Below are 21946 nucleotides of genomic sequence, written 5' to 3'. Positions count from 1 at the left end.
ATAAAAAAATCTGCTAAAAAGGCCATGCCAGTAGAAGTGATAATACACGGATAGCACAAGAATATGAGAGATATTTTTATTCTTTGTGGTTTACAAGTTTAAACTGATCAAACACACCTGAATCTGTTTTGTTTCCTTTAGCGATTACGCCAACCCTTACTGCAGAATCCCAAGGCGGAATAAAGTATCCATCAACAGGTTCTTTGTGAGCTTTGGTAAATGTTTTACCATCCAGGCTATACTCAAAAGTAACGTATTGGCCACCCTTTACACTTGCCCTCAGGGTTATGTTGTCTTTAAGGCCTTTTGCTTTTATTGTGTTTATGATTGTTTCTTTTCCCGCGTCTATCTTTTTAACGATAAGCTTACCTTCTTTTATAGTAATAGAGGCCAGGTTTCTTCTGTCACCAATCAAGCCCATTCCTGTTTCTGACGATGATTCTTTTATCAATACTGTTGCCGTTGCTTCGTAGTTGGCAGTGTATGTTCGTAATCCGAGAAACGCTCCGCTTATCTCCGGATCGCCCTGGAGCGTTAGCTTGCCTTTTGTTAGCTTATGCTCTGGATTCTTAAACACAGACCATTGCCAGTATGGTGAAATGTTGTTGCCGTTGAAGTCGTCTTTAATTTCAGAAGGAATAATGCCACTCGTAGTTTCTTCATCTACTTTAAATTCTATCCATCCATCTTCAGTAAATGTGAATTCCGATAGAATTCCCTGCCGGCCAGCATATACATCTGCTTTAGGCTCATACGCATGGTAAAGAAAGTAGTACTTACCCTCATGTTCTATGGGTGTGCCGTGGCCAGGACATTTCCATCGTGCACCTGTTTTAAGAAGCGGGTTCTTATTATACTTTTCCCACGGACCCAAAAGGTTTTTTGCCCGCGCCACGCCCATGCCGTAATTACAACCGCGGGCACAGCATCCGGCTCCTGCATAAAACGCATAGTAGTAGCCTCCATGTCTGATCATAGAAACACCTTCCACCACGTTGGCTTCCCATGCTACATCATTATAAAATAGTTTAACTTTCTCTCCTATAAGTTTAGAGCGGTCTTCGCTCATCTCCATAGCCCATATAGGGGTTGGTTTGTTAACGCTGTTGGCGTCTTCTTTCCATATAAGATAGAGCTTTCCGTTTTCATCGCGCATCTGAAATGCATCGATAGATCCTGCTTCCTCACATATAAGTGTACCGTGATCTGTATAAGGGCCTTCGGGCTTATCGGCGCTGGCAACACCAACGCAGAGGTTTCCATTTCCCTTATGGGCTGCATAATAAACCCATACTTTGCCGTTGTCATAACTTATTTCAGGAGCCCAGAAGTAATAGTCAGACCACTTAGGAAGCTGAGCAAATACGTGCCCTTTAGGGTGCCAGGTCTTTAAATCTTTCGATTCATAAATAGGAAAGGCCGGGGCCCAATTGGATGTAGTGGCAGATGCATAATATTTATCGCCAATCTTTACTACGGAAGGGTCAGGGTTATCTCCAGGAAGCACAAGAATCTGACTAAAAGAATTAAGCGATGTGAGTAAAAGTGTGAGTTGTAAAACAAATTTTATCATAGAATGAGCAGACAAGATGTGAATTGCTTTTTAAACAATTATGCCAGCGGCATTAACTGCAATAGAATTTATTGCCACGGTTTATAAATGTTGTATCTAAACTTGAGCATAATTTTTTAATAAGAAAAGAATCGTAGTCGATCATTTAAGTATGGTATTAGAATGATCTTATTTTAAACAAATATGAAACCTATATCGAAGTTCTTTTTTACACTGCTGGTACTTACAGGGTGCTACAATGAAAGCAGCCAAAGTGATAAACCCTTTCTACAAAATGTTATGAAACATTATAAGCTTCCTTCCTTTAACCTGATGGATAAACAGGAGGAAGAAAAATTCATTTATCCACTTATGGTGGTAAAGCGTGCTAACGCATTAAACTTAGATGTTGCTCATTTTATGGACATGTCGCGTTGGAAGTCTATCCAGGAGGAGGCGCAAAAGAATATCGCTACCTTCGATTATCCCAAGGTCAACTTCGAAGGGGCAACGAGCCGTGAGCTGAATGAGTTTTTAAAAACAGCGAATAAAAAGACAGTAGTATTAACGCGCGATATAGAAGCTACGGAGGCTGTTATTGTTCCTCCTCAAACTATTATCGACGGAGGAGGTTTTACCGTTCGGGCAAGCACACCGCGTATATTTCTCTTGCATGACATTAACCATGCTGCTGTACGAAATATTAATACGGGGGGCGATTTTGAAACGGCTGTTTATGTCACCAATGGAGATAATATTCTTTTAGAGAAGCTCCATATAAGCAAGGGAAAAGACAGGCCTGTTGTTGTGATGGGTAAAACAACGCATCTCTACTTGCTTAATAACACAATAGAAGAAAATGGCAAAGGTGGTATTTATATACGGGGCGATGTTTCACAAGGGTTGATAGAAGGTAATAAAATACGCAACAATGGGCACTCAAGTAATTTAAGCGCAGGCCTTGTGATCACCGATATTAAAATTGTTGATCTCCATGATACCGAAAAGGTAGCCTTCGAAAAGATAGACCACCGGATGACGTACCCGCACGACCTGGTCATTATGAACAACGAGATAATGGAGCAAAAATCTTCCGGTATCTATCTTGATGGCCCAGTGTCCATATATATAACAAAGAACAGATTGGTTAGAAACGACAAGGAAGGAATCTGTCTTGACAATGGTACAACAGGTTGCCATTTCTTCAACAACGAGGTTATAGAAAACGGGGGAAGAAGAAAGCAAACAGATGATGACCTGAAGGGGGATTTTGTATTGCAGTTTGGCCGACTTGAAGATGGAAGCTCCAAAGCAAAATTGCCTGGTGTATCAATAGATAACGCTGTTTATAATGTAATTATAGACAATATAATAAAAGGTAACTATGGCTCCGGGGTTAAGATGGTAAGAACAGGAATAAGAACTATAATAGGAAAGAATAAGATTGTTAATAACAACGCAGGCACCAACGACCGTTTTCATTTCTTTGGTGTCGAGCTTGGACTTGCCGTTCTGGATTTTGAAACAGACATTCTCGATGCCGCACCTGCTTATGAGAACATCATCTTTTCGAACCAAATAGAAGGGCCACATTATGCAGGTATCTTCCTGGCGGAAGAAGCCTATCATAATACTGCATTTAAAAATGAGATTACTGGCGTAAAGGAATTTGGCATTGAATCTATTTCGTCCAAGAACAATTACGCCCGCGAAAATAATATGGATAAACCAAGCAGGGGTCCGCTAACAGAGTAAGACATGCTAAAGCAGCAGCTGCTGTGAAAGCAGGTATGTTTTTTTATTGAGCTATTGCACTTTTATGACAATGACAAATCAAGCAACTCCCGCAATCTCAAGAACTTCAGTAGAAAATGATTTCATTGAAGAGCAATCGTTTTCTTTGGTGGATTTTGTGTTCCCGACCATCGATGTCTGTACAGAAGATGCTTTATATTTTCGTCAGAACGATAGAGCACAGTATGATTATAACAGCAAGATTTTTTGGCTGAAAGAAGGTGGTGTGCTCTCGTTTGATACCTATTTCAATTCCTTTCCTATTGGGAAATTCAGAAGATATACCACTATTCAATCACTGCAATTTCAAATAGCAGGTAAAGGGGCTTTTAAATTGCGTTTTAGAGTAAACCGTATCGGTTACTCTTCCAGGTTGATGAGTGAAGTAGTTGTAGAGCTAACGGAGTCTGAATCAGAAACAATCGACTTGCCATTCTATTCTAAACTGGAAGATGGGATTTTGTTTGTTTCTATAGAATGCCTGTCGCAGGAGGGCGTAGTAAGAGAACTTTCGTTTACTACTACTGATATTCCTAATACAGATGTTAAAATGGGAATTGTTGTAACCCATTTTAAAAGAGAGCAATACGTAATACCAGCAATTCAACGCCTGCATCAGTTATTGGAGGCACCAAAATATCAGGGAAAAATTGAACTCATAGTTGTTGACAATAGCAACACATTGCTGCCAGAACAGTGCGGTAAAGCGATTTTGATTCCAAATAAAAATTATGGCGGATCAGGCGGGTTTACAAGAGGATTGCTTCATCTGATCGACAGCCAGGATTTTACGCATTGTCTGTTTATGGATGATGATGCATCGTGTGAAATTGAGTCGATACGCCGCACGTATGCATTTCTTCAATATACAAAGGACCCACGTACATCAATAGCAGGTGCTCTTCTTTTAGAGAGCCTTCAATACATTCAATTTGAAAATGGGGCTTCATACTCCAGGGGAATTGTGCGTCCGTTAAAGACGCACTTCGACTTGAGAGATGCCAGTAAGGTAATGTTGAATGAAGCCGAAGAGCGGGTTGATTATGGCGCGTGGTGGTTTTTTGCTTTTTCAATTAAGGCGATAAAGCATTTCTCTTTCCCTTTTTTCGTAAGGGGTGATGATATTACTTTTTCTATTCAAAACGATCTGCATGTAATCACACTCAATGGTGTGTGCAGCTGGGGTGAGAACTTCAGCTACAAGATTACGGCCATGGAGCGTTATCTAACAATGCGCTCTACTTTACAGATGGCTATACTTAACCATCCATCTGAGAATAGCAAGAAGGAAGCCCTGGCCTTTTTCAAAAGACAGGTTATTTACGATTTAAAGACATACAACTACGATCGTGCGCATCTGATGTGTGAAGCTATGCACGACGTGTTGAAGGGAAAGAAATTCTGGCTTGCCAATGTAAATATGGATGAGAAGCGTAAGCAACTGCAAAGTTTAATCAGCCATGAAAAAGTACAAAAGATGCCTGATATCTTTAATTATCCTTCAGGTACTTCGTTTGATCCGGATAAAGAACCATTAACAAGAAAGCTTTTAAGAGTTTTTACGCTCAACGGGCATCTTCTTCCTGAGTTCTTACTGCATAAATATGCATTCAGATTAAACCGGTTCGATGAAAATACACCCGGAAATACCTTTAGAAAGAAACGTATCTTATACTACGACCCTTATACATTAACAGGATATCAGGCAGAGCGTTCTGTTTCACGTTACTTCAAAGTACTCTTCAGATTCTTCTCTGGCTATTCTTCTTTTTCACGGAAATATTCTTCACTGGTAAAAGAGTTTAAAAATGGCTCGGAAATGATGAGCTCAGACTTTTGGAAGAAGCTCTATTCATAGGATAGACAAAACTGAATTATGAAGGTTCTTTTCGTTATCAATAGCACCAACAATAAGTTTGGGGCAATCAATGCTTTTGAGAAAAGTCTTGCTTATTGTAAAGCAAACGCTGACCACGTATTTATTGCAGAAGTAGTACGTGAAGGGCAGCCGTCTTCTATTAATGTGCATGAAGCCTCATACAGACTCTTTGTAAAAGAGTCAGCTGCAGCTGTTATCCAGGTTCATCACCTTTACAATAGCATAATTTCAGCTATTGGCGATCAGGGATTTGTACCAGATGTTGTAGAGTTCTTTGATGAGTATGACCTTAGCTATCTTTGTCTTCAGCAGAAGCTATTGGATATCCATCTGCCGAAGACAACAAAGGTTATTTTTAACATTACACAGGAAAAGCTTCCCGCAGTATATACTGACGAGAACAGGACTACCTTGCCGGGATTTTTCCATTCAAACCTCTTGCGCTTCATCTTACAAGCTTCTGATGCTGTATACTGTTCTTATGATTCTGTTTATAAAGAACTGGTTAAGGTAACGGCAAACAATAGCGTTGTACTCTCAGATGAATTGAGTAATGATGAAGCAATAGAAGAGAAGTATAATAGGATACACAATGGTGTCAAAAAGAATTCTTATCCTTTTCACGATGCCAAAGAATTTCCGCTTAAACCCGGTACTATACCTCTGCTAAGTGTTGTAATTCCATATTACAACATGGGTGCTTATATAGAAGAGACAGTTGATAGTGTACTTAATTCAAGCCATGATAATATCGAGATATTAATAGTTAACGATGGTTCTACAGAACAGGAGTCGTTAAACAAGCTTGAGTCAATACAAACTAAAAGCAAAAAGATAAGGGTTATACATCAAAAGAATGCTGGTGTTGCTGCAGCAAGAAACAATGGAATAATTTCTTCTAAAGGTGAAGTGGTGGCATTGCTCGATGCTGATGATATTGTTGATGCCACCTACTACGAAAAGGCAATTAACATCTTAATGGCATTTCATAATGTGAGTTTTGTAGGATGCTGGACGGAGCTGTTTGATGAAACCGGAACATTAGATAAATGGATTACTTACAATCCGGAGCTGCCTCTCTTTTTCCTTCTCAATTCATTTAATACACAAGCTGTAGTTGTAAAGAAAGAGGCATTACTTACTTATGGCATGCAAGATAGCAGCCTGCAAATGGTGCTCGATGACTGGGAGTCTGTGTTAAGTATGGTTGCTAACGAGGTGAGGGGTATTGTAATTCCGGAGTTTTTATTCCGGTATCGCATAAGAAGAAATTCTGTTTATAGAAGCCATCAGAACAGGTGGACACGAAGCTATGAGAAAATCATAAACAAGCATTTCGATAAGGTAAGTAAATACGCAAAGGACATATTATTACTTTTAAACACCAACGGCCCCAACATATTTTATAAAGACCCGCTTCATTCAACAGACTACTATCGAATGCTAAATGAGGTCCCTAATTTCAGAATAAGAAATGGGGTGCTCAATAAATGGATCAACCGCTATTATAATTTCGTTGAACTTAACCCGGTTGGCATAAAAATACGCAGCGCAGTAAGTAGTATGAAAAACAAAATACAGTTTTGGAATCTTTAACCAAGGGTAATGTTAAAAGCGGATATATTAAACTTCTTGATTCTTAACGATACGGAAGGGCAGCAGATAAACTTGAAGGAGAAAGTATTTTATATACTATTTGGATGCTTCTTGGTTACGTTTTATTTGCCCCATGTATCAGCACTTAATTTTTGTTTCATACTGGCTCTGATCGTCTACAGCTTTTGGATGAACAGTTGGCGTGAAAAGCTTTTGCTATTAAAACGACGACCCGCTATTGCACTGATGGTTGCCTTCTTTCTGCTTCACGTAGTGAGTATGCTTATGTCTGAGGATAAACAACAGGCTTTTTTTATGATTACCCTTCGCAGCCCTTTGCTATTATTCCCGCTTGCTGTAGGCACACTGTCACTGACAAATCATTTTAAAAATCGGGTATTACTTCTTTATGCCATTATTACATCGCTTGCTGCTGTTATGTGCTTTGTTAGTTCTGCTTTTGATGCAATCGTATTTTCTGATAACAGCAGACTATATAATGATTGGCTGAGTGACTTGATTCGGATGCAATCAGTCTACTTTGCGTTGACTGTATCTCTTGCTATAATGATCTATGTTTATCTTCTGTTAAAAGAGCCTGTTATCGCTTCATATAAACCTTTTATCTTTTTTATAATAGCATTTTTGCTGGTGATAGAATTTATGCTGGCAAGCCGTATGCAGCTTCTTTTCCTGGTGGTGGCATTGGTTGTATTCAGTGTTTATTATTTTATAATAAGACAAAGAAAAATTTTTCATGCCCTTAGTATAATTGGAGGTTTAACGGTTGTCTTACTTCTTCTTGTTACCTTATTCCCTAAAACGGCAAACCGCTTCAACGAATTCAGGTATCCCCAATATTCATTTGTAAAACAGCAACGAAGCATGCTCAGCCACTACAACATGGAGGTTAAGCCAGACCAATGGAACGGTGTAAACCTTCGCAGGGCTATCTGGAGCTGTAGCTGGGAACTGATACAAAAGAACTTCTTAACTGGTATTCCGCTCGGAGATAAGGAAAATGCCTTAAAGAAAGTTTATGTCGCACGTAATTTCACTGTCGCGCTGCAAAATGAATTTAATATGCACAGTACCTATTTTGATGTGGTTGCAACCTTTGGAATATATGGTCTGCTAATATTTGTATTGGGCTTTTATATACTCCCTTTTGCGTCGATGTGGCAAATGAGGGACTACCTTGGGATGTTTATTATTGCGGCCTTCGCCTGTGCGATGATCACTGAAACTTATTTAGAAAGGAGAGTGGGTTGCGTGATATTTGGCTTCTTCCTCTCCTTTCTGATGAGCTTTTACAGAACTAAAGATTCTTCAACAACAATTTGATTGTCCTGCTTATAAAGGTTGAGTGCGTGCTCAGTATCTCCGTAGTATACCAGCTCGCCATTCTTTAAATATGCGGTTCTGTTACAATACTTTTGTATAATATCCATAGAGTGACTAACCAGGATAACAGTCTTACCTTTTATCCAGCTCATTTCAAAAACTCTCACTGCCTTCTCTTGGAATTTCATATCACCTACTGCAAAGATCTCATCCAGAAACATGATGTCAGCTCCGGCATTTACTGCGATAGAGAATGCAAGCCTGGCTTTCATACCTGATGAGAAGTACTTTATTTTTGTATCGATAAATTCGCGTAATTCAGCAAAGTCAACAATCTCATCAAAGAGCTCATCTACCTGCTTTATTTTTAACCCAAGTACTGACGATGCTACATATATATTTTCTCTTGCTGTCAGCTCGTGACTCATACCCACGCCCAGGTTCATAAGCATGGTAGTTCCATTGATATTAATCTTACCTGTATCCGTAGGATAAACACCTGAAAGTATTCTTGTGAGGGTTGACTTTCCGCACCCATTGGATCCGATAAGACCAATACATTCCCCTTTCTTTACTTCAAAATCCATCGGTTTCAAGGCAAGTACCTTTTTTGCCTTTGATGGTTTAAACAAATTAAACAGACGGTGTTTTACTGTATTGTGTGCGTCTTCTGTTATATGAAATGTTTTACTGATGTTCTTTGCTTGTATTGCGTATTCCGTTTTCATCTTTTACTAAAGTTTAATCACTCCTCACTGTTGAAAGCGTCCTTCACTGACTAGATCTTCTCCGCTGCTTTAGATCCAAGTTTATTTAATAGTATGAATCCTATTACTAAAAAGAAAATACCATAGAAAAAGTCGAAAAGAAGCAGGTTGAAATCCGGATTTACTCCCTCCATCAATACTCTTCTGGCGTTAATAATCAACCCTGCAATCGGATTCAAATATTCAAATGACGGTAGCGCCTCTTTAAACATTGCCAGCTTGTAAAATATTGGCGACATAAAGAATAGAATAGACGTGAAAACGCCCCACAATTGAGTAACATCCCTTGCTACTACAAAAACATTTGAGAGGATGAGGGAAATTCCTAATGAGAGGATGAACAGATTCAGGAATACAACAGGAATCCAAAGGTTTGTGAACTGTAAACCGACTGACTCCGGCTCGAGTAGGTTGTAGAATATTAAAAACATCAACAGGTTAAATCCGAACCCGATGGTGTTGGCTAATAGCGTCGAAATATAAATTTCGAGCTTGTTCATATTGCTGTATTCGTAGAGGTACTTCTTTGTCTGCAGAATCTGAATAGTTCCTGATGTTGATTCTACAAAGAAATTCCATAAGATAAGGCCGATGAACAGGTAAGATGCAAATGCGGGAACATCTACCTTAAGCACTATTTTAAAAACCACATAATAGATAGCCATATCCATTACTGGCTTTAATAGTGCCCATAACAACCCAAGTCTATTTTCGTAATACCTTAGTTTAAATTCGATCTTTGCTAATAACCATAACCGCTCTAACTTATTTGTCTGATGCGCCCAGTCATTAATTATTCCTGTCACCATATACTATATACTTATAATGCTAAATTTCTTTTGATCATTAATGCAACTTTCTTTAGTTGTTCATTTTTCTTAATGAACGTTTTCATTTTGTGTGCAAGCCGGCTCTCGGCATTTACTGAAGAAGTTACTGTTACTTCTAACGTAGGATTATCAAAAAGATAGCCAGGGCCATTTGCGTTGAGTAAGTGAATGATTGGGGTTGAAAACTTCCCAATGTATGCGGAATGCTTGTCAGTAATGTACCTGTTTGCATGCAGAAGTTTCCCTTTAGTTACCTGCCGGAACATCGAGCCTGATCTAACTCGGTAATGGAAAAGTCTTTCCGGTAGAACCACTCCGTTAAAACCATGGCGCATCATATTGATAACGCTCTCATAGTCCTCAAGACCGAAATCCATTCTATTGTCATTTAGACCTCCTGCTAAAAAAGCAGTACGTTTATAAACCAAGCCGCTACTGTTAACAGGATTATGAACGAGTGCGTAAGGAGGTTGAGGTGTAAATGTTGGCCAGAACTTAGCGGTGTTTCCATAGTATTGAACCCAGCTTCCTACAAAGAATACATTTTCTTTAGCCTTAAGAACACGGATTGCTTTTTCATAATACGCAGGATCTACCTTATCGTCAGCATCAAGAAATGCTAGGTATTCTCCTTTTGCAATAGCTGCTCCGCGGTTTCTCGTTTCTGTTAGTCCCTTATTTTCCTGGTGGATGACTTTAACATTTTTTATATTTTCAAACTGCGCAAGCTTTTGAACGCTCATTGCATCTGTACTTCCATCATTAATAATAATAACTTCAAGGTCTTTCCATGTCGAATTTATAACTGACTCGAGTGCTTCAGTTATGTAAGCACCCATATTATAATAAGGAATTACAACAGATAAAAGATTATCGGTGCAGTTGACAACAGCCGGTTTGTTGATCTCCTCCTGGTGTAAAAACGGAAAGCTATTTTCCTGTGAGTGGCGACTAACAAGTCGTGTTATAAGTTCAACTTTCGCGGCTCCAATTTTATTAAAGTTGTATAAATCCTTGACGGCCCGCTGTGCATTTCTGGAAACTGACCTAATCTCGTCATCCGGCAACGCCAAGATATGGTTTAACTTTTCTTCAAAAGTGTCAGGACGATTATGATCAAAGAGGAATCCTGTTACTCCATCTTCTATCATTTCCCTCTGGCCCCCTTGGACTGAGGCCAAAACAATTTTTCCAATGCTCATTGCCTCCATCACAGCATAAGGCAGGTTATCAACAATGCTGGGAAAAACTATAACATGGGCATCTTTCAAAAATTTCTTTATTTCCGACGGAAGAATTTTTCCCTGAAATTGAATGAGCCCTTTATTGATGTAGGAACTGTAGAATTTTTCAACAAGTTGCCCCATTGTTTGCATTTCGGGATGGTATACAATGTCAGTTCCTCCGACAAGGTTGAGGGCATGCGGAAAGCCGTTATCCCACAATTTTTTAAAGTACTTCAGTAACTCGAAGGTGCCCTTCTGAGGAGAAAGTTTGCTGTAATAAATAATCTTATTTCTAGCGAAAGAGATTTCGTCGTCAGTTTCGAATTCAAAGGGATTTGGAAGTATTTCGATCGTCTTATCGCTGAGGTCAATATATTTTCTTACTTCTCCTGCGATGAATTTAGTCGGAGAAATAAGGAGATCTGCTGCCTTTATACTTTCTTTCTCCATCTGGCAAGTCCAGAACTCGGGAAATGAGTAAGTAGAAACGCGGTTATATTCCAGGTAAATAAACGCGGGAGAATGCAGTGTAATGACTATGGGAACATCTTTAACAAAAGGATAATCAAGATGTTTAAATTGAGTTAAATAGTAGGCAATACCCAGGTAATCTTGTGCTTCAATCAAATCGGGTGTAGCACCACCTTCTACAAATTCCTTAACGATATCAGCAAACGCATAACTTAGTCTTGCCGAGTACCCTAACGATTCCTGAAGCTGGTTTCTGTCTGGATTAAACCGCACAACAGTTACGTCTGATCCTTCGCTTGTTGTATAATTCGTAACAGCTTGATCGGCTACGAACACAGTAACCTTACATCCTTTTTTTGTTAATAAACGTGCAGTGAGCTCACAGTAGGTGCTTATTCCTCCTCCGTGTAAAGGGGGATACTCTGTAGTTAATAACCAATAGTTTAAAAACTTACCTTCCTTACCAATCATTTTAATTACAGGATATCTTCATCAAAGAGTATCCTCTCCTGTATGCATTCTTCTACTTAAAAAATTTCTGCTTGAACAATCCAAGAACACTTCTGTGTTCATAGGTTCTTTTAAACCACTCAATATCATTTTCATACTTGCTGATATCTGCAAGCAACTTGTTGATAAGTTGTCTGTTGCCCTCTTCTTCAGAAGAGCACTGGTTGAGTTTGTTCTCTAGTTCAAGAATCGTTTCATCCCTTTCTGCTAAAGTCTTTTTTAATAATTCTATCTCATTTTGTAATTGCTGGATGTTTTGTTGCTTTTGAGCAAGTTCACTTCCATAGTATTTGATTAACCAATCCAGTCTTTCATAAATACGATGAAGAACAGATGTGTTATCGGTGCGTCTTATTGATTTCTGTGTCAGGTTCATATTAGGCTACTAAATTATTTCCGCTATATAAGTTTCTGTACATAGAAGATGTTGAGCTGATATTAAAAGCTTGTTTGCAGTAATTGCTGGAGTATTCGCCCATCACTGTTAACATCTTCCTGTTATTAAAGTATTGCATAATTTTTAATACCGCGCCTTTAGCGCTTTGAAATAAGTCTCCATTTAAGCCCTTCTTAACTACATCTTTATTGCCAACGCAATCAGTAAGAAGAACAGGTTTTTTAAATACAAGTGCCTCCAGCACAGAGAATGACAAACCTTCAAAGTTTGAAGTTGAAAGGTATATGTCACTTGTACTTACTATTTCATGGGCTTTTTTCTCTGGTATCCACCCGGAAATAACAATATTGCTTGAGGTTAACGCTTCACGTGCCTCCCCATCTCCTACCCATATGAATTCAAACTGCTCCATACCCTCAAACTGTTTCGCTATTTCATTGAAGAGCCATGGGTTTTTCTGATCAGTAATGCGGGCACAGTTAACAATTCTAAAGCGATTGCCTTTAGGCAAATTAACTTGGGGTAAATTTTTGTTAACAGGAATACCGTTATTGATATTCAAGGCTTTGATGCCCAAAGAAAGGTACACCTGTTGTTCTGATTGAGAACAGCAAACAACTTTACCACCCAATGCGCTGCCTATTTTCTCTAACGCTTTATACAACATTCCAACAGGGCTTGCACCTTTAAGTAAGAATGGTGCTCCATTAGGAGTATATACTACGTTGTCTATATTCGCTAGCCGACACGCGAGCCTTCCAAGAAATCCGCTCTTGGATGAATGCAAATGTACAGCATCAACAAGGTTTTTCTTTTTAAGTCTCTTAAGAATTGAATATAGTTCCATAAACGCAAGCAAATCCTTTTTAGGATTGATGCTGCGTTGTGCAGAACGCCACTTGATAAACTTTACATTCTTTACAGGAAAAGTTTTCTTAACAGCTTCTGCAGGTGCTACATCTTTTCGTTCACCATGTATTATTATATGTTGATCATTTGGTAAATTCTCAACTAGCAGCTTCACAAACACTGCCACTCCAGAAACAAACGGTTCAACAACGTGTACTATTTTCATATACCTTTAGGTTTACTTGTTGAACTTGTTAATATTTGAATGCCATCGGATGGGGCCAACCCGGCAGATAACATTTTTTTCAGTTGAAAAACCAAAGTGAAAGGTAGAATCTTAAGTAGTTTTATTTTCAATATGCCAAGTGTTGAAAGAATCCTATTTTCGCTCATCGCTTTTACTACTGCTATCCGGCTATCCAGTTGGGCATTCCTGTTTTTCAGCGAAATGCCATTTGGATTGATCTTGCACGTAACTAATGACAATGGTAGTATTGCTGATCTTACTTTTTTAATCTGCCGGTAGAACAAGCCGTAATCTTCTGCATGTGGATAATTGTCAGGATAAAGCTCAACAGCCCTTCTGCGCCACATTACTGTCGGATGAATGAACACGTTTCTGAAATTCATTTCTTTTACGATAGCCTCATGATCTGTCGGTGTTTTGTATAGATAACTTTCAGAAGTGCTGTAGTTTGTAAATGTGCACCAGGAGCCTAGAAAATCAATATCAGGATGTTCATTAAGATAGCTAACCTGTGCCTTAAACCGGGATTGATCGCAGATATCCCCACAGTCTAAACGCGCTATATAAGGGCAGTTGACAGAGTCTAATATATATTGTAAGCCAGTATTCAGTGCGACGATAATTCCTTGATTCTTTTCCAGTCGAACTATGCTTACTGATACGCCTGATTTAATACGCGGAAGCAATTCATACTTTGTAAGTTTTTTAGTGCTACCGTCATCAACTATTACCACACAAAACTTTCCTGTATCGTAACTAATGCTGTTTACCGATCGAACGAGATCTTCAAAGTCGTTGTGATAAGGTATTAGTACGCAGAAATCCATAACTCCTAATTAGCATGGATTCTTATACTACAAACATGCCGAGGACTTATAGTTGATATAAAAAAAATACTGCTGCCTGATTTACAAGCAGCAGCATTTATGTACTAAACCGTTTGAAGCGGGAAGAAGATCAATATTGGCTTAATTGTACTTTGTAATGTTTGTTAATTGACGCAGAAGAGACTTTGATGATGTAAATTCCCATTTGGAAATTATCAAGACTAAATGTTTCTTTCAAAGCAATTCCTTTAGTTACAAAGCGGCTACAAACGTCTGCCTTAAGTTTACCGTTAACGTCGAGAACTTGAATATTTATCAATTCATCTTTCTCTGAAATGTAGTCGATATGTACAACGTCCATTGAAGGGTTGGGGTAAATCTTGAAAGCTGTATTGTCGGTCTCCTGTAACGCCTGCAGATAAATACCTCCTGAAGGGCCTGGGTCCCCCGATGGGAGTGTGATATGGCTGCTTAATGCCAGTGGTACACCAAAGTCTGGAGTTCCATCAGCATTCCAATTTATTTTTTGAGCACGCGGACTTCTTTGAGCACTGCAGCCATCAGTAGGTGAAGAGTTAGCATGATATACCATCCAATCTTCTTTGCCATCAGGTGATTTAAAGAAACCGTTGTGACCCGGTCCATAAACGCCGTTTAATTCATTTCTTTGGAAAACAGGTTTTTGAGATTTGTGCCAGGAGTTTGCATCGAGCAGATTGCTGTTCGCATCAGCAGTTAGCATCCCCAAGCCATAGTTAGCAGAGCTACAGTCGTTATACGAATATGCAACAAATATTTTTCCATTTCTAACTAAAGCAATAGGCGCTTCGTTAACTACACCTGCCGCCCTTTCCCACGCGTATCGGGGTGAAGAAATTTTAACGGAAGGTCCCTTAAGGGTGTAAGGATTCTTCATAGATGTTATATAAACGTGGTTGCCTTCGTATGGTTTGCAGTATAAAAAGTACAAGTCATTACCAATGCTAAAAACGCTGCCGTCTATTGAGTAATCCTTAGTAAGCTGGCTTTTGTAATTGTAAGGCCCCATCGGATCGTCATGCTCGCTTTCAAGTACATGTATGCGCTGACCCTCGCAACACATATCAGAACCAGACGTATAGTACAAATACCATTTGTATCCCTTCTCCGACTTAAGGCGGTGAAGCTCCGGTGCCCACATGTTATATTTCTTAGCTTTATCAGTCTCCTGCCATACAAGAGAAGCGTCGGTACCATTGATTTCAGCCAGACTTGTAGTTTTTACGATCTCAATTCCATTACCACCCGGTTGATCTGCAGGGTTAATGGTATAGGTTAAATAGTAGAATCCATTGTGGTATACAATGAAAGGATCTGGTCCCGACTTCCGAAGAGGATTGGTAAACGTTTTTTGAGAATAGGATGATGTGAGGCTAACGACAGTAATTAGCAAACTATAAACAAAAGTCTTCAATGGCATAGCTAAGTAGGAGATGTAAAATTAAGACATTACAAATGTAAATCTGTCGAGCACTATATTTTTTTCGTGCATGTGCTAAAGCTACCCGAGCATGGTTTAAATGAATTCTCGCAAATAAATACTGCTGATTGAAGTGTGTTTTTAAAAGTAGTTGTGGTATGGTAAAGGCGATGTAGTATTCTCATTAACATCCAATGTGTTTTAATCTATAACCCTCAACGTTCAATTAAAGTTATCCTTGTGCTATTAGAAAAAAATTAGGAATAGAATGAGAGCAGATTACTTCGGGGGAAGCGCCTATAGGGGTAGAATAATGATTAACAAAAGGGATGAGCTGGAATGAAAACACCTGCCAACTTTGCTTTTATTTAAAATTGGCAGGTGTTTGGTTTGCAAACGGAACTAATCTATCGAACAGAAAATTTATATACAGTTTGTGACGTATAAGTCTCACCAGGGTTCAAAACTACAGAAGGAAATTCCGGTTTGTTTGGTGAATCAGGAAAATGCTGAGTTTCCAGGCAAAGTCCGTAACGTTTATTGTAAACCACTCCACTTTTACCAGTAATTGAACCATCAAGAAAATTTCCGCTGTAAAATTGTACTCCAGGTTCTGTAGTATATACAGTTACTTCTCTTCCGCTTATTGAATCATAAAGAGTACCAACGGTATTCAACCCATCAGTAGCTTTGTTTAACACCCAACAATGATCGTAACCTCCTGCAATTTTTAATTGCTCATCATTGTTACTAATTCTCGACCCGATGATTTGTGACTTGGTAAAGTCAAAAGGCGTATTGCTTACTGGTTTAAGTTCACCAGTTGGTATTAGTGTTTTATCAACGGGCAGAAAACGGTCAGCGTTTAAAAGAAGATGATGGGATAGTATATCCTGTTTTCCGCCTGTTAAATTGAAGTAGGTGTGCTGAGTTAAATTAACAACTGTCTTTTTATCTGTTGTAGCCTTGTAGTCGATTTGTAGTTCATTATTATCGGTAAGCGTATATGTTACTTCAGCTTGCAAGTTCCCAGGGTAGCCCTCTTCCATATCTTTGCTTGTATAGCTCAATTTTATAGCTACGCCGTTGTCAGTTGAATCCTTTTTGATGTTCCAGAATACTTTGTCGAATCCTTTGTTGCCTCCATGTAAATGGTTAGCTCCGTTATTTACTGCAAGACTGTACGACTTTCCATCCAAAGTAAATTTGCCCTTTGCAATGCGGTTGCCATATCGACCAATTAATGCACCAAAAAACGGACTGTCTTTCAAATAGCCATCCAACTCGTCAAATCCCAATACAATGTCTTCTATTTTGTTATTCTTATCAGGAACAGATAGTGAAGTAATTATGCCGCCGTAGTTTATTACCTTCATTTTAACTCCGTTGCTGTTTGTAAGTGTAAAAACAGATACTTGTGTGCCATCAGGCATTGTGCCAAATGGAGCGGATTCAACAGAGCCTCTTGTTGTAAGAGAGTCAGCTTGTTTGGTTTCAGTATTCACTTCTTTCTTGGGATTACAGCTTATGATGAGAATTGTTAACAGTAAAAATGCATTGATTTTGTTTATCATAATAACATGTTGTAAGGTAAGTAGTTTTAAATTAGTAGTATTCTCGGTATTCCACGATGTTTAAATTAAACGGATTCATGTGACAGGATCTGAACTTTGTTTATAATGCTCGTACCATCTTTGATATTCACCTTGTAAGTGGGCATATCTATGTTGAACGCTTTCTTATAGTTTACTTTCAGGTTGTTTTCGAATTCCGTAACAAAGTCTTTCCTAACGATATTGATGGTGCAACCGCCAAATCCGCCGCCCATCATTCTCGCCCCAAGTACTTCTTTAAACTTCTTTGCTTCATTAACTAGGAAGTCGAGTTCTTTACAGCTTACTTCATATAGTTCAGAGAGACCCTCATGTGTTTCAAACATTTTTTGTCCAAAACTTGTCAGATCACCCTTTTCAAGGTCAAGACTCGCTTGCTGCACCCTCTCTATCTCCTGTACTACATAAAGACATCTGTCGTATACTTTACCTTTTAATTCGTCCCGATGCGCTTCAAGCATATCACGTGATACATCCCGTAGACTTTGAATCTGTGGATGATGTTTTTTCAAAACTGATACCCCTGTCTCGCATTCACTTCGACGTGTGTTATACTCAGAGTCAACAAGTGAGTGTTTAACTTTGGTATCGCATAAAATCAATGTGTACTCTTTTAAGTCAATCGGGGAATAACGATGGGTAAGTGATCTGCAGTCGAGAACAATCACATGGTTCTCTTTTCCCATTACACTTGCATACTGATCCATGATGCCGCACATCACGCCCACGAAGTTATGTTCTGACCACTGGCCAATCCTAACAATGTCAAGCCTTGGAACATTGAGGTTGTTTACCTCGCTTAGAGCATAACCAAAACCGCATTCTATTGCGGCTGAAGACGAAAGCCCTGCCCCCATTGGTACCTCACCACCAAATACGCAGCTAAACGGTTTAATAGCATACCCCTCTTGCTTGAGTTTATACAGAACACCCAATAGAAAGTTAGCCCACTTTGGCTCTTTTACTTTTTGAGGGTTTTGTAAATCAAACTCAAATTGCTCATTGTACATAGCGGAATGAACGATAGACTTTTCATTAGCAGAAGGAGCAATTGCGAAAATTACCTCCTTATCAATGGCTGCGGGCATTACAAAACCGTCATTATAATCGGTATGTTCTCCGATAAGATTAATTCTACCAGGAGAACGGACAATAATGGGCTCTGTTTTAAATACTTCTTTAAACTTTGTTGCTATTTCCCTTGCAAGGTTTGACATATATTGTTGTGAAGATTTGTAGACAGGTAAACTGTTAAGTTTCTAACCAGCCTGCCTGTTTATGCAATCTTACAAAAAAAACGATACCGTTAAATCTAAACTACGGTTTTACTGCTAGCCGGCGGGCCTTTCTTAAGGCTTCATGACGAATTGCCTCGTGAATACTTGCATTGATTTCATAGCCAATAAGTAAAACAACAGTTATAAGTTGTACCCAAATCATAATGGCGATGATTACACCAATGGACCCATAGACTTTATTATAATTGGCAAAATTGGTAACGTAAAAAGAAAATCCGATAGTCACCGCCAAGGCAAGAATGGTGGCTATAAAGGAGCCGATAGAAAAGAATCGCCAGTTATAATGAATGGATGGGCCGAAGTAGTAAATGGTTGATATGGCAAGGAAAAAGACTATAAAGATAACGAGAAACCTAACGGCCGATAATAGGTAAAGACTGTACTTGTCAATATTAAGAAATTCAAAGCGGTAAAGATTGGCAAGCACGTAGTCGAGTACAAATTCACCAACAACCAAGAGTATGGTCGCGAGAAAGAGAACGAAAGCCATGTTGAAAGTTAATCCCGTCGCTATTAACCTTGTTTTCCAACCTGGCCTTTTTTCTATTGTTTTATAACAGGCGTTAAAAGCGCGCATTAATGCCATCATACCATTAGTGGACAGGTACATCGCAAAGAAGAAACCAAGGGTTAACAATCCTCCGCGCTGGTTGCTTACAATGTCTAAAACTGTTGTTGATACCACCTCGTACATACTTGGCGGCATAAGTTCCCGGATAAAGCCCATAATGCTTTGTGTATTAACTTCCGGAAAGAACTTGGTGACAAAGGGTATGAGCGTGAAGAGAAAAATAACGGCCGGGAAGATGGCCAGCATGAAGTTGTATGCGACCCCATTTGCGCGGTCCATAACCTCATCATCCTTCATATTAAATGCGAAGGATTTGAAAATCTTGTATAGTGAGATGCCTTCATACTTGTTAAAGCGAACTTTCCGCATCCAGCGGATCAGAAACCAAATCGGTGACCAGTTAAGAATTCTTCTTTTATGCTTGTACTTCATTAAAAATAAGGTGCTAGCACTTTTTCCATAGCTTCAGGTGGACGACATGGTCTGTTTGTTCTTTTATCTACAAAAACCAGTAGCGTTTCACCCTTATGAATTAATTTATTTTCAGGATTAAATATTTCGTACTCAAACTTAATTTTTACACCCGGTTTTTCACGGAGTGTTGTTACTATCCGTAGTTCGTCATCATAAAATGCCGGCGCCAAATATTTTGAATGGTTTTCAATGACCGGTAGCATAATTCCCATTTCTTCTAACGCTTTGTAACTTAAGCCAAGTTGTCTTAAACTTTCAACACGACCTACTTCATAGTACATGGAGTAAAAGCCATAATAAACATAGCCCATTTGATCTGTTTCTCCATAACGCACTCTTACTTTGGTTTCAGATACGTACATTATTTCTTCATTTGAGCTGCTTTCTTCATTTCGATCGTTAATGCACGTTGGTACTTAATGGCATTATTCATATGTTGCTGGTAGCTGCTTGTAAAGTTATGCCTGCCTGAAAAATCTTCCTTCGCACACATGTAGATGTAATCGCTCTTTTTAAAATTAAGAACTGCGTCAAGGGTGCGAATTTCAGGAAGGTTAATAGGCCCAGGAGGAAGACCGGCATATTTATAAGTATTATAAGGTGAATCAATTTCCTTGTGCTCGTTTAAAACCCGCTTCAAAGAAAAATCTCCTACTGCATACACCAGCGTTGGATCAGCCTGAAGTGCAATACCTTTCTTCAACCTGTTAAGGTACAAGCCTGCTATAATCGGAGCCTCATCTGCACGGATTGATTCAGCCTGAACAATAGAAGCCAGAATCGATATTTCAATCGGTGTTAGTCCTATCTCTTTTGCTTTAGCCTTTCTTTCCTCGGTCCAGAAATTCTGAAATTCTTTGCTCATTCTATCGACAAGATCCTCTGGAGCAACATTATAATACACCTCATAAGTGTTTGGAATGAACATACATAGAATATTGTCTTTGTTAAAGCCAGAGCGGTTCGCCATTGTAAACTCAATAAGCGCAGCTTCGAATTCTTCAGGTTTCATGTTCAGATTTTTCGTAATCTTTTCACTGAGATCGCGAATAAGCCTCACGTTATTAAATGTTACTTTAACCGGCTCCTGAATTCCTGCTCGCAATAACCGGATAACCTGGAGGTTGGTCATGTTTGGTTCGAGAATATAACGACCCGGTTTCACATGATCACGATACTCCATCAGCCTTGCTAAAAAACTAAAGGACATCAGGTCCTGAACAATATTTCCTTCGTGAAACTTCTTTTGAACAAATTTGAAATCAGCGTCTCTGGGAATAATAAAAACACGCTCCTCTTTTCCTACCAGCACGTTGGGGGTAAAACAAATCTGATAAGCATAATAGCCCAAGGAAATCAAGAGCATCGAGAACAGTAAAAAGAAAACTAACCCTTTTGATGGTTTCATGTATTAATTATTGGTACTTAAGGAATATATTACATGTCATACACCGGCGTAGTGTCCGGAATATTGGCATACATTATTACACTAACTTATGATGTTTAAAATGCAAATGTATATAACTGCTGGTTTTAATCCAGCGTGTTTATGTTGCATGTGTCCATCATGTCAGTTTAATTAACAAATAAAAATTACTTTTATTTCTAATGGCTGCAGAGTTCCTTAAAATACATCCAAAAAATCCTGAACAAAGAAAGATCAACCATGTTGTTGAGGTGCTTCGAAAGGGAGGCGTTATCATCTACCCTACTGATACCATTTATGGAATAGGTTGTGATTTGATGAATAAAAAGGGCGTCGAAAGGCTATGTCAGATTTTACAGATCAAGCCACAAAAAATGAATCTCTCATTTATTTGCAATGATTTAAGTCACATATCCGAATACGCCACTGTAGAAACGCCCATTTTTAAGCTGCTTAAGAAAGCACTTCCTGGCCCGTTTACCTTTATCCTCGAATCGAGCAGTAAAGTCCCTAAAATACTGGATGCCAATAAGAAAACTGTCGGAATCCGGATTCCCAATCATCAGATTCCGTTAATGATTGTATCCTCCCTTGGCAATCCCTTGATTACCTCCTCAATAAAGGACGATGACACTATATTAGAATACACTACTGATCCCGAAGAAATCTATAACGATTTCAAATCTTTAGTTGACATTGTTATTGATGGCGGCGCCGGCGGAAATGTGCCCTCAACGGTGATTGACTGTACTCAGGAGCAACTAGAGATAGTGAGGCAAGGTCTAGGTGTAGCCGATGAGTATATTTAGAGCTATT

18 protein-coding genes are annotated in these 21946 nt (G+C 39.0%); 5 read left to right on the top strand and 13 right to left on the bottom strand.

Annotation, left to right across the window (positions count from 1 at the left end; all coding sequences use genetic code 11):
* Positions 1-76: 76 nt before the first annotated feature.
* Positions 77-1573, bottom strand: a complete 1497-nt coding sequence (locus KK060_RS09895; RefSeq protein ID WP_254153561.1) for a family 43 glycosylhydrolase — start codon at positions 1571-1573, stop codon at positions 77-79.
* Between the two features lie 183 nt (positions 1574-1756).
* On the opposite strand from KK060_RS09895, the gene KK060_RS09890 reads away from it, so the two are divergent.
* The 4 genes from KK060_RS09890 (at position 1757) to KK060_RS09875 (ending at position 8165) form a co-directional block, all read left to right on the top strand.
* Positions 1757-3307: a right-handed parallel beta-helix repeat-containing protein gene (locus KK060_RS09890; protein WP_254153560.1), complete on the top strand. Its 1551-nt coding sequence runs from the start codon at positions 1757-1759 to the stop codon at positions 3305-3307.
* Positions 3308-3377: 70 nt separating this feature from the next.
* Entirely contained in the window at positions 3378-5204 is a 1827-nt protein-coding gene (locus tag KK060_RS09885; protein ID WP_254153559.1) for a glycosyltransferase, read from the top strand.
* Positions 5205-5222: 18 nt separating this feature from the next.
* Positions 5223-6821: a glycosyltransferase family 2 protein gene (locus tag KK060_RS09880; protein ID WP_254153558.1), complete on the top strand. Its 1599-nt coding sequence runs from the start codon at positions 5223-5225 to the stop codon at positions 6819-6821.
* A 189-nt stretch (positions 6822-7010) separates the two neighbouring features.
* A complete protein-coding gene (locus KK060_RS09875) occupies positions 7011-8165 on the top strand; it encodes an O-antigen ligase family protein (RefSeq protein WP_254153557.1) in 1155 nt (384 codons plus the stop codon).
* On the opposite strand, the gene KK060_RS09870 is transcribed toward KK060_RS09875, so the two are convergent.
* The 12 genes from KK060_RS09870 to mltG all read right to left on the bottom strand — a co-directional run bounded on the left by KK060_RS09870 (position 8132) and on the right by mltG (position 21112).
* Positions 8132-8893 (bottom strand): ABC transporter ATP-binding protein, encoded by a 762-nt coding sequence (locus tag KK060_RS09870; RefSeq protein ID WP_254153556.1) that lies wholly within the window; start codon positions 8891-8893, stop codon positions 8132-8134. The two genes, KK060_RS09875 and KK060_RS09870, sit on opposite strands and share 34 nt — an antisense overlap.
* Before the next feature lie 50 nt (positions 8894-8943).
* A complete protein-coding gene (locus tag KK060_RS09865) occupies positions 8944-9741 on the bottom strand; it encodes an ABC transporter permease (RefSeq protein ID WP_254153555.1) in 798 nt (265 codons plus the stop codon).
* Between the two features lie 11 nt (positions 9742-9752).
* A complete protein-coding gene (locus tag KK060_RS09860) occupies positions 9753-11930 on the bottom strand; it encodes a glycosyltransferase (RefSeq protein ID WP_254153554.1) in 2178 nt (725 codons plus the stop codon).
* Between the two features lie 52 nt (positions 11931-11982).
* Entirely contained in the window at positions 11983-12345 is a 363-nt protein-coding gene (locus tag KK060_RS09855; protein ID WP_254153553.1) for a hypothetical protein, read from the bottom strand.
* 1 nt (position 12346) lies between these two features.
* Positions 12347-13441: a glycosyltransferase gene (locus tag KK060_RS09850; protein ID WP_254153552.1), complete on the bottom strand. Its 1095-nt coding sequence runs from the start codon at positions 13439-13441 to the stop codon at positions 12347-12349.
* Positions 13438-14289 (bottom strand): glycosyltransferase, encoded by an 852-nt coding sequence (locus tag KK060_RS09845; protein WP_254153551.1) that lies wholly within the window; start codon positions 14287-14289, stop codon positions 13438-13440. The genes KK060_RS09850 and KK060_RS09845 overlap by 4 nt, the downstream gene beginning before the upstream one ends.
* A gap of 130 nt (positions 14290-14419) precedes the next feature.
* Positions 14420-15748: a glycoside hydrolase family 43 protein gene (locus KK060_RS09840; protein ID WP_254153550.1), complete on the bottom strand. Its 1329-nt coding sequence runs from the start codon at positions 15746-15748 to the stop codon at positions 14420-14422.
* A gap of 407 nt (positions 15749-16155) precedes the next feature.
* On the bottom strand, positions 16156-17322 hold the full coding sequence (locus KK060_RS09835; RefSeq protein WP_254153549.1) for an aldose epimerase family protein: 1167 nt from the start codon (positions 17320-17322) through the stop codon (positions 16156-16158).
* Positions 17323-17387: 65 nt separating this feature from the next.
* Positions 17388-18578 carry a galactokinase gene (gene galK, locus KK060_RS09830; protein ID WP_254153548.1) on the bottom strand — a complete coding sequence of 397 codons (1191 nt, stop codon included), beginning with the start codon at positions 18576-18578 and terminating at the stop codon, positions 17388-17390.
* Positions 18579-18678: 100 nt separating this feature from the next.
* On the bottom strand, positions 18679-19662 hold the full coding sequence (locus tag KK060_RS09825; protein ID WP_254153547.1) for a YihY/virulence factor BrkB family protein: 984 nt from the start codon (positions 19660-19662) through the stop codon (positions 18679-18681).
* The gene (locus KK060_RS09820; RefSeq protein ID WP_254153546.1) at positions 19662-20066 is read right to left on the bottom strand and encodes an acyl-CoA thioesterase; all 405 of its coding nucleotides are present in this window, start codon (positions 20064-20066) and stop codon (positions 19662-19664) included. The genes KK060_RS09825 and KK060_RS09820 overlap by 1 nt, the downstream gene beginning before the upstream one ends.
* Complete coding sequence (mltG, locus tag KK060_RS09815; RefSeq protein WP_254153545.1) at positions 20066-21112, bottom strand: endolytic transglycosylase MltG; 1047 nt, start codon at positions 21110-21112, stop codon at positions 20066-20068. The genes KK060_RS09820 and mltG overlap by 1 nt, the downstream gene beginning before the upstream one ends.
* Positions 21113-21312: 200 nt before the next feature.
* Between mltG and KK060_RS09810 the strand changes: the two genes are divergently transcribed.
* A complete protein-coding gene (locus KK060_RS09810) occupies positions 21313-21939 on the top strand; it encodes an L-threonylcarbamoyladenylate synthase (protein ID WP_254153544.1) in 627 nt (208 codons plus the stop codon).
* Positions 21940-21946: the final 7 nt, after the last annotated feature.

Source organism: Chryseosolibacter indicum (assembly GCF_018598585.1).
GTDB classification, from domain to species: Bacteria; Bacteroidota; Bacteroidia; order Cytophagales; family Cyclobacteriaceae; genus Chryseosolibacter; species Chryseosolibacter indicus.
This window is presented reverse-complemented; position numbering and strand designations above follow the sequence as displayed.

What these genes read in the sequence shown, in the direction of transcription:
- KK060_RS09870 (WP_254153556.1), bottom strand. Translation starts at nt 8,893, where the DNA reads ATGAAAACGGAATACGCAATACAAGCAAAGAACATCAGTAAAACATTT.
- KK060_RS09875 (WP_254153557.1), top strand. Translation starts at nt 7,011, where the DNA reads ATGAACAGTTGGCGTGAAAAGCTTTTGCTATTAAAACGACGACCCGCT.
- KK060_RS09865 (WP_254153555.1), bottom strand. Translation starts at nt 9,741, where the DNA reads ATGGTGACAGGAATAATTAATGACTGGGCGCATCAGACAAATAAGTTA.
- KK060_RS09825 (WP_254153547.1), bottom strand. Translation starts at nt 19,662, where the DNA reads ATGAAGTACAAGCATAAAAGAAGAATTCTTAACTGGTCACCGATTTGG.
- KK060_RS09885 (WP_254153559.1), top strand. Translation starts at nt 3,378, where the DNA reads ATGACAAATCAAGCAACTCCCGCAATCTCAAGAACTTCAGTAGAAAAT.
- KK060_RS09840 (WP_254153550.1), bottom strand. Translation starts at nt 15,748, where the DNA reads ATGCCATTGAAGACTTTTGTTTATAGTTTGCTAATTACTGTCGTTAGC.
- KK060_RS09855 (WP_254153553.1), bottom strand. Translation starts at nt 12,345, where the DNA reads ATGAACCTGACACAGAAATCAATAAGACGCACCGATAACACATCTGTT.
- galK (WP_254153548.1), bottom strand. Translation starts at nt 18,578, where the DNA reads ATGTCAAACCTTGCAAGGGAAATAGCAACAAAGTTTAAAGAAGTATTT.
- KK060_RS09845 (WP_254153551.1), bottom strand. Translation starts at nt 14,289, where the DNA reads ATGGATTTCTGCGTACTAATACCTTATCACAACGACTTTGAAGATCTC.
- KK060_RS09895 (WP_254153561.1), bottom strand. Translation starts at nt 1,573, where the DNA reads ATGATAAAATTTGTTTTACAACTCACACTTTTACTCACATCGCTTAAT.
- KK060_RS09860 (WP_254153554.1), bottom strand. Translation starts at nt 11,930, where the DNA reads ATGATTGGTAAGGAAGGTAAGTTTTTAAACTATTGGTTATTAACTACA.
- KK060_RS09850 (WP_254153552.1), bottom strand. Translation starts at nt 13,441, where the DNA reads ATGAAAATAGTACACGTTGTTGAACCGTTTGTTTCTGGAGTGGCAGTG.
- KK060_RS09810 (WP_254153544.1), top strand. Translation starts at nt 21,313, where the DNA reads ATGGCTGCAGAGTTCCTTAAAATACATCCAAAAAATCCTGAACAAAGA.
- KK060_RS09890 (WP_254153560.1), top strand. Translation starts at nt 1,757, where the DNA reads ATGAAACCTATATCGAAGTTCTTTTTTACACTGCTGGTACTTACAGGG.
- KK060_RS09880 (WP_254153558.1), top strand. Translation starts at nt 5,223, where the DNA reads ATGAAGGTTCTTTTCGTTATCAATAGCACCAACAATAAGTTTGGGGCA.
- KK060_RS09835 (WP_254153549.1), bottom strand. Translation starts at nt 17,322, where the DNA reads ATGATAAACAAAATCAATGCATTTTTACTGTTAACAATTCTCATCATA.
- mltG (WP_254153545.1), bottom strand. Translation starts at nt 21,112, where the DNA reads ATGAAACCATCAAAAGGGTTAGTTTTCTTTTTACTGTTCTCGATGCTC.
- KK060_RS09820 (WP_254153546.1), bottom strand. Translation starts at nt 20,066, where the DNA reads ATGTACGTATCTGAAACCAAAGTAAGAGTGCGTTATGGAGAAACAGAT.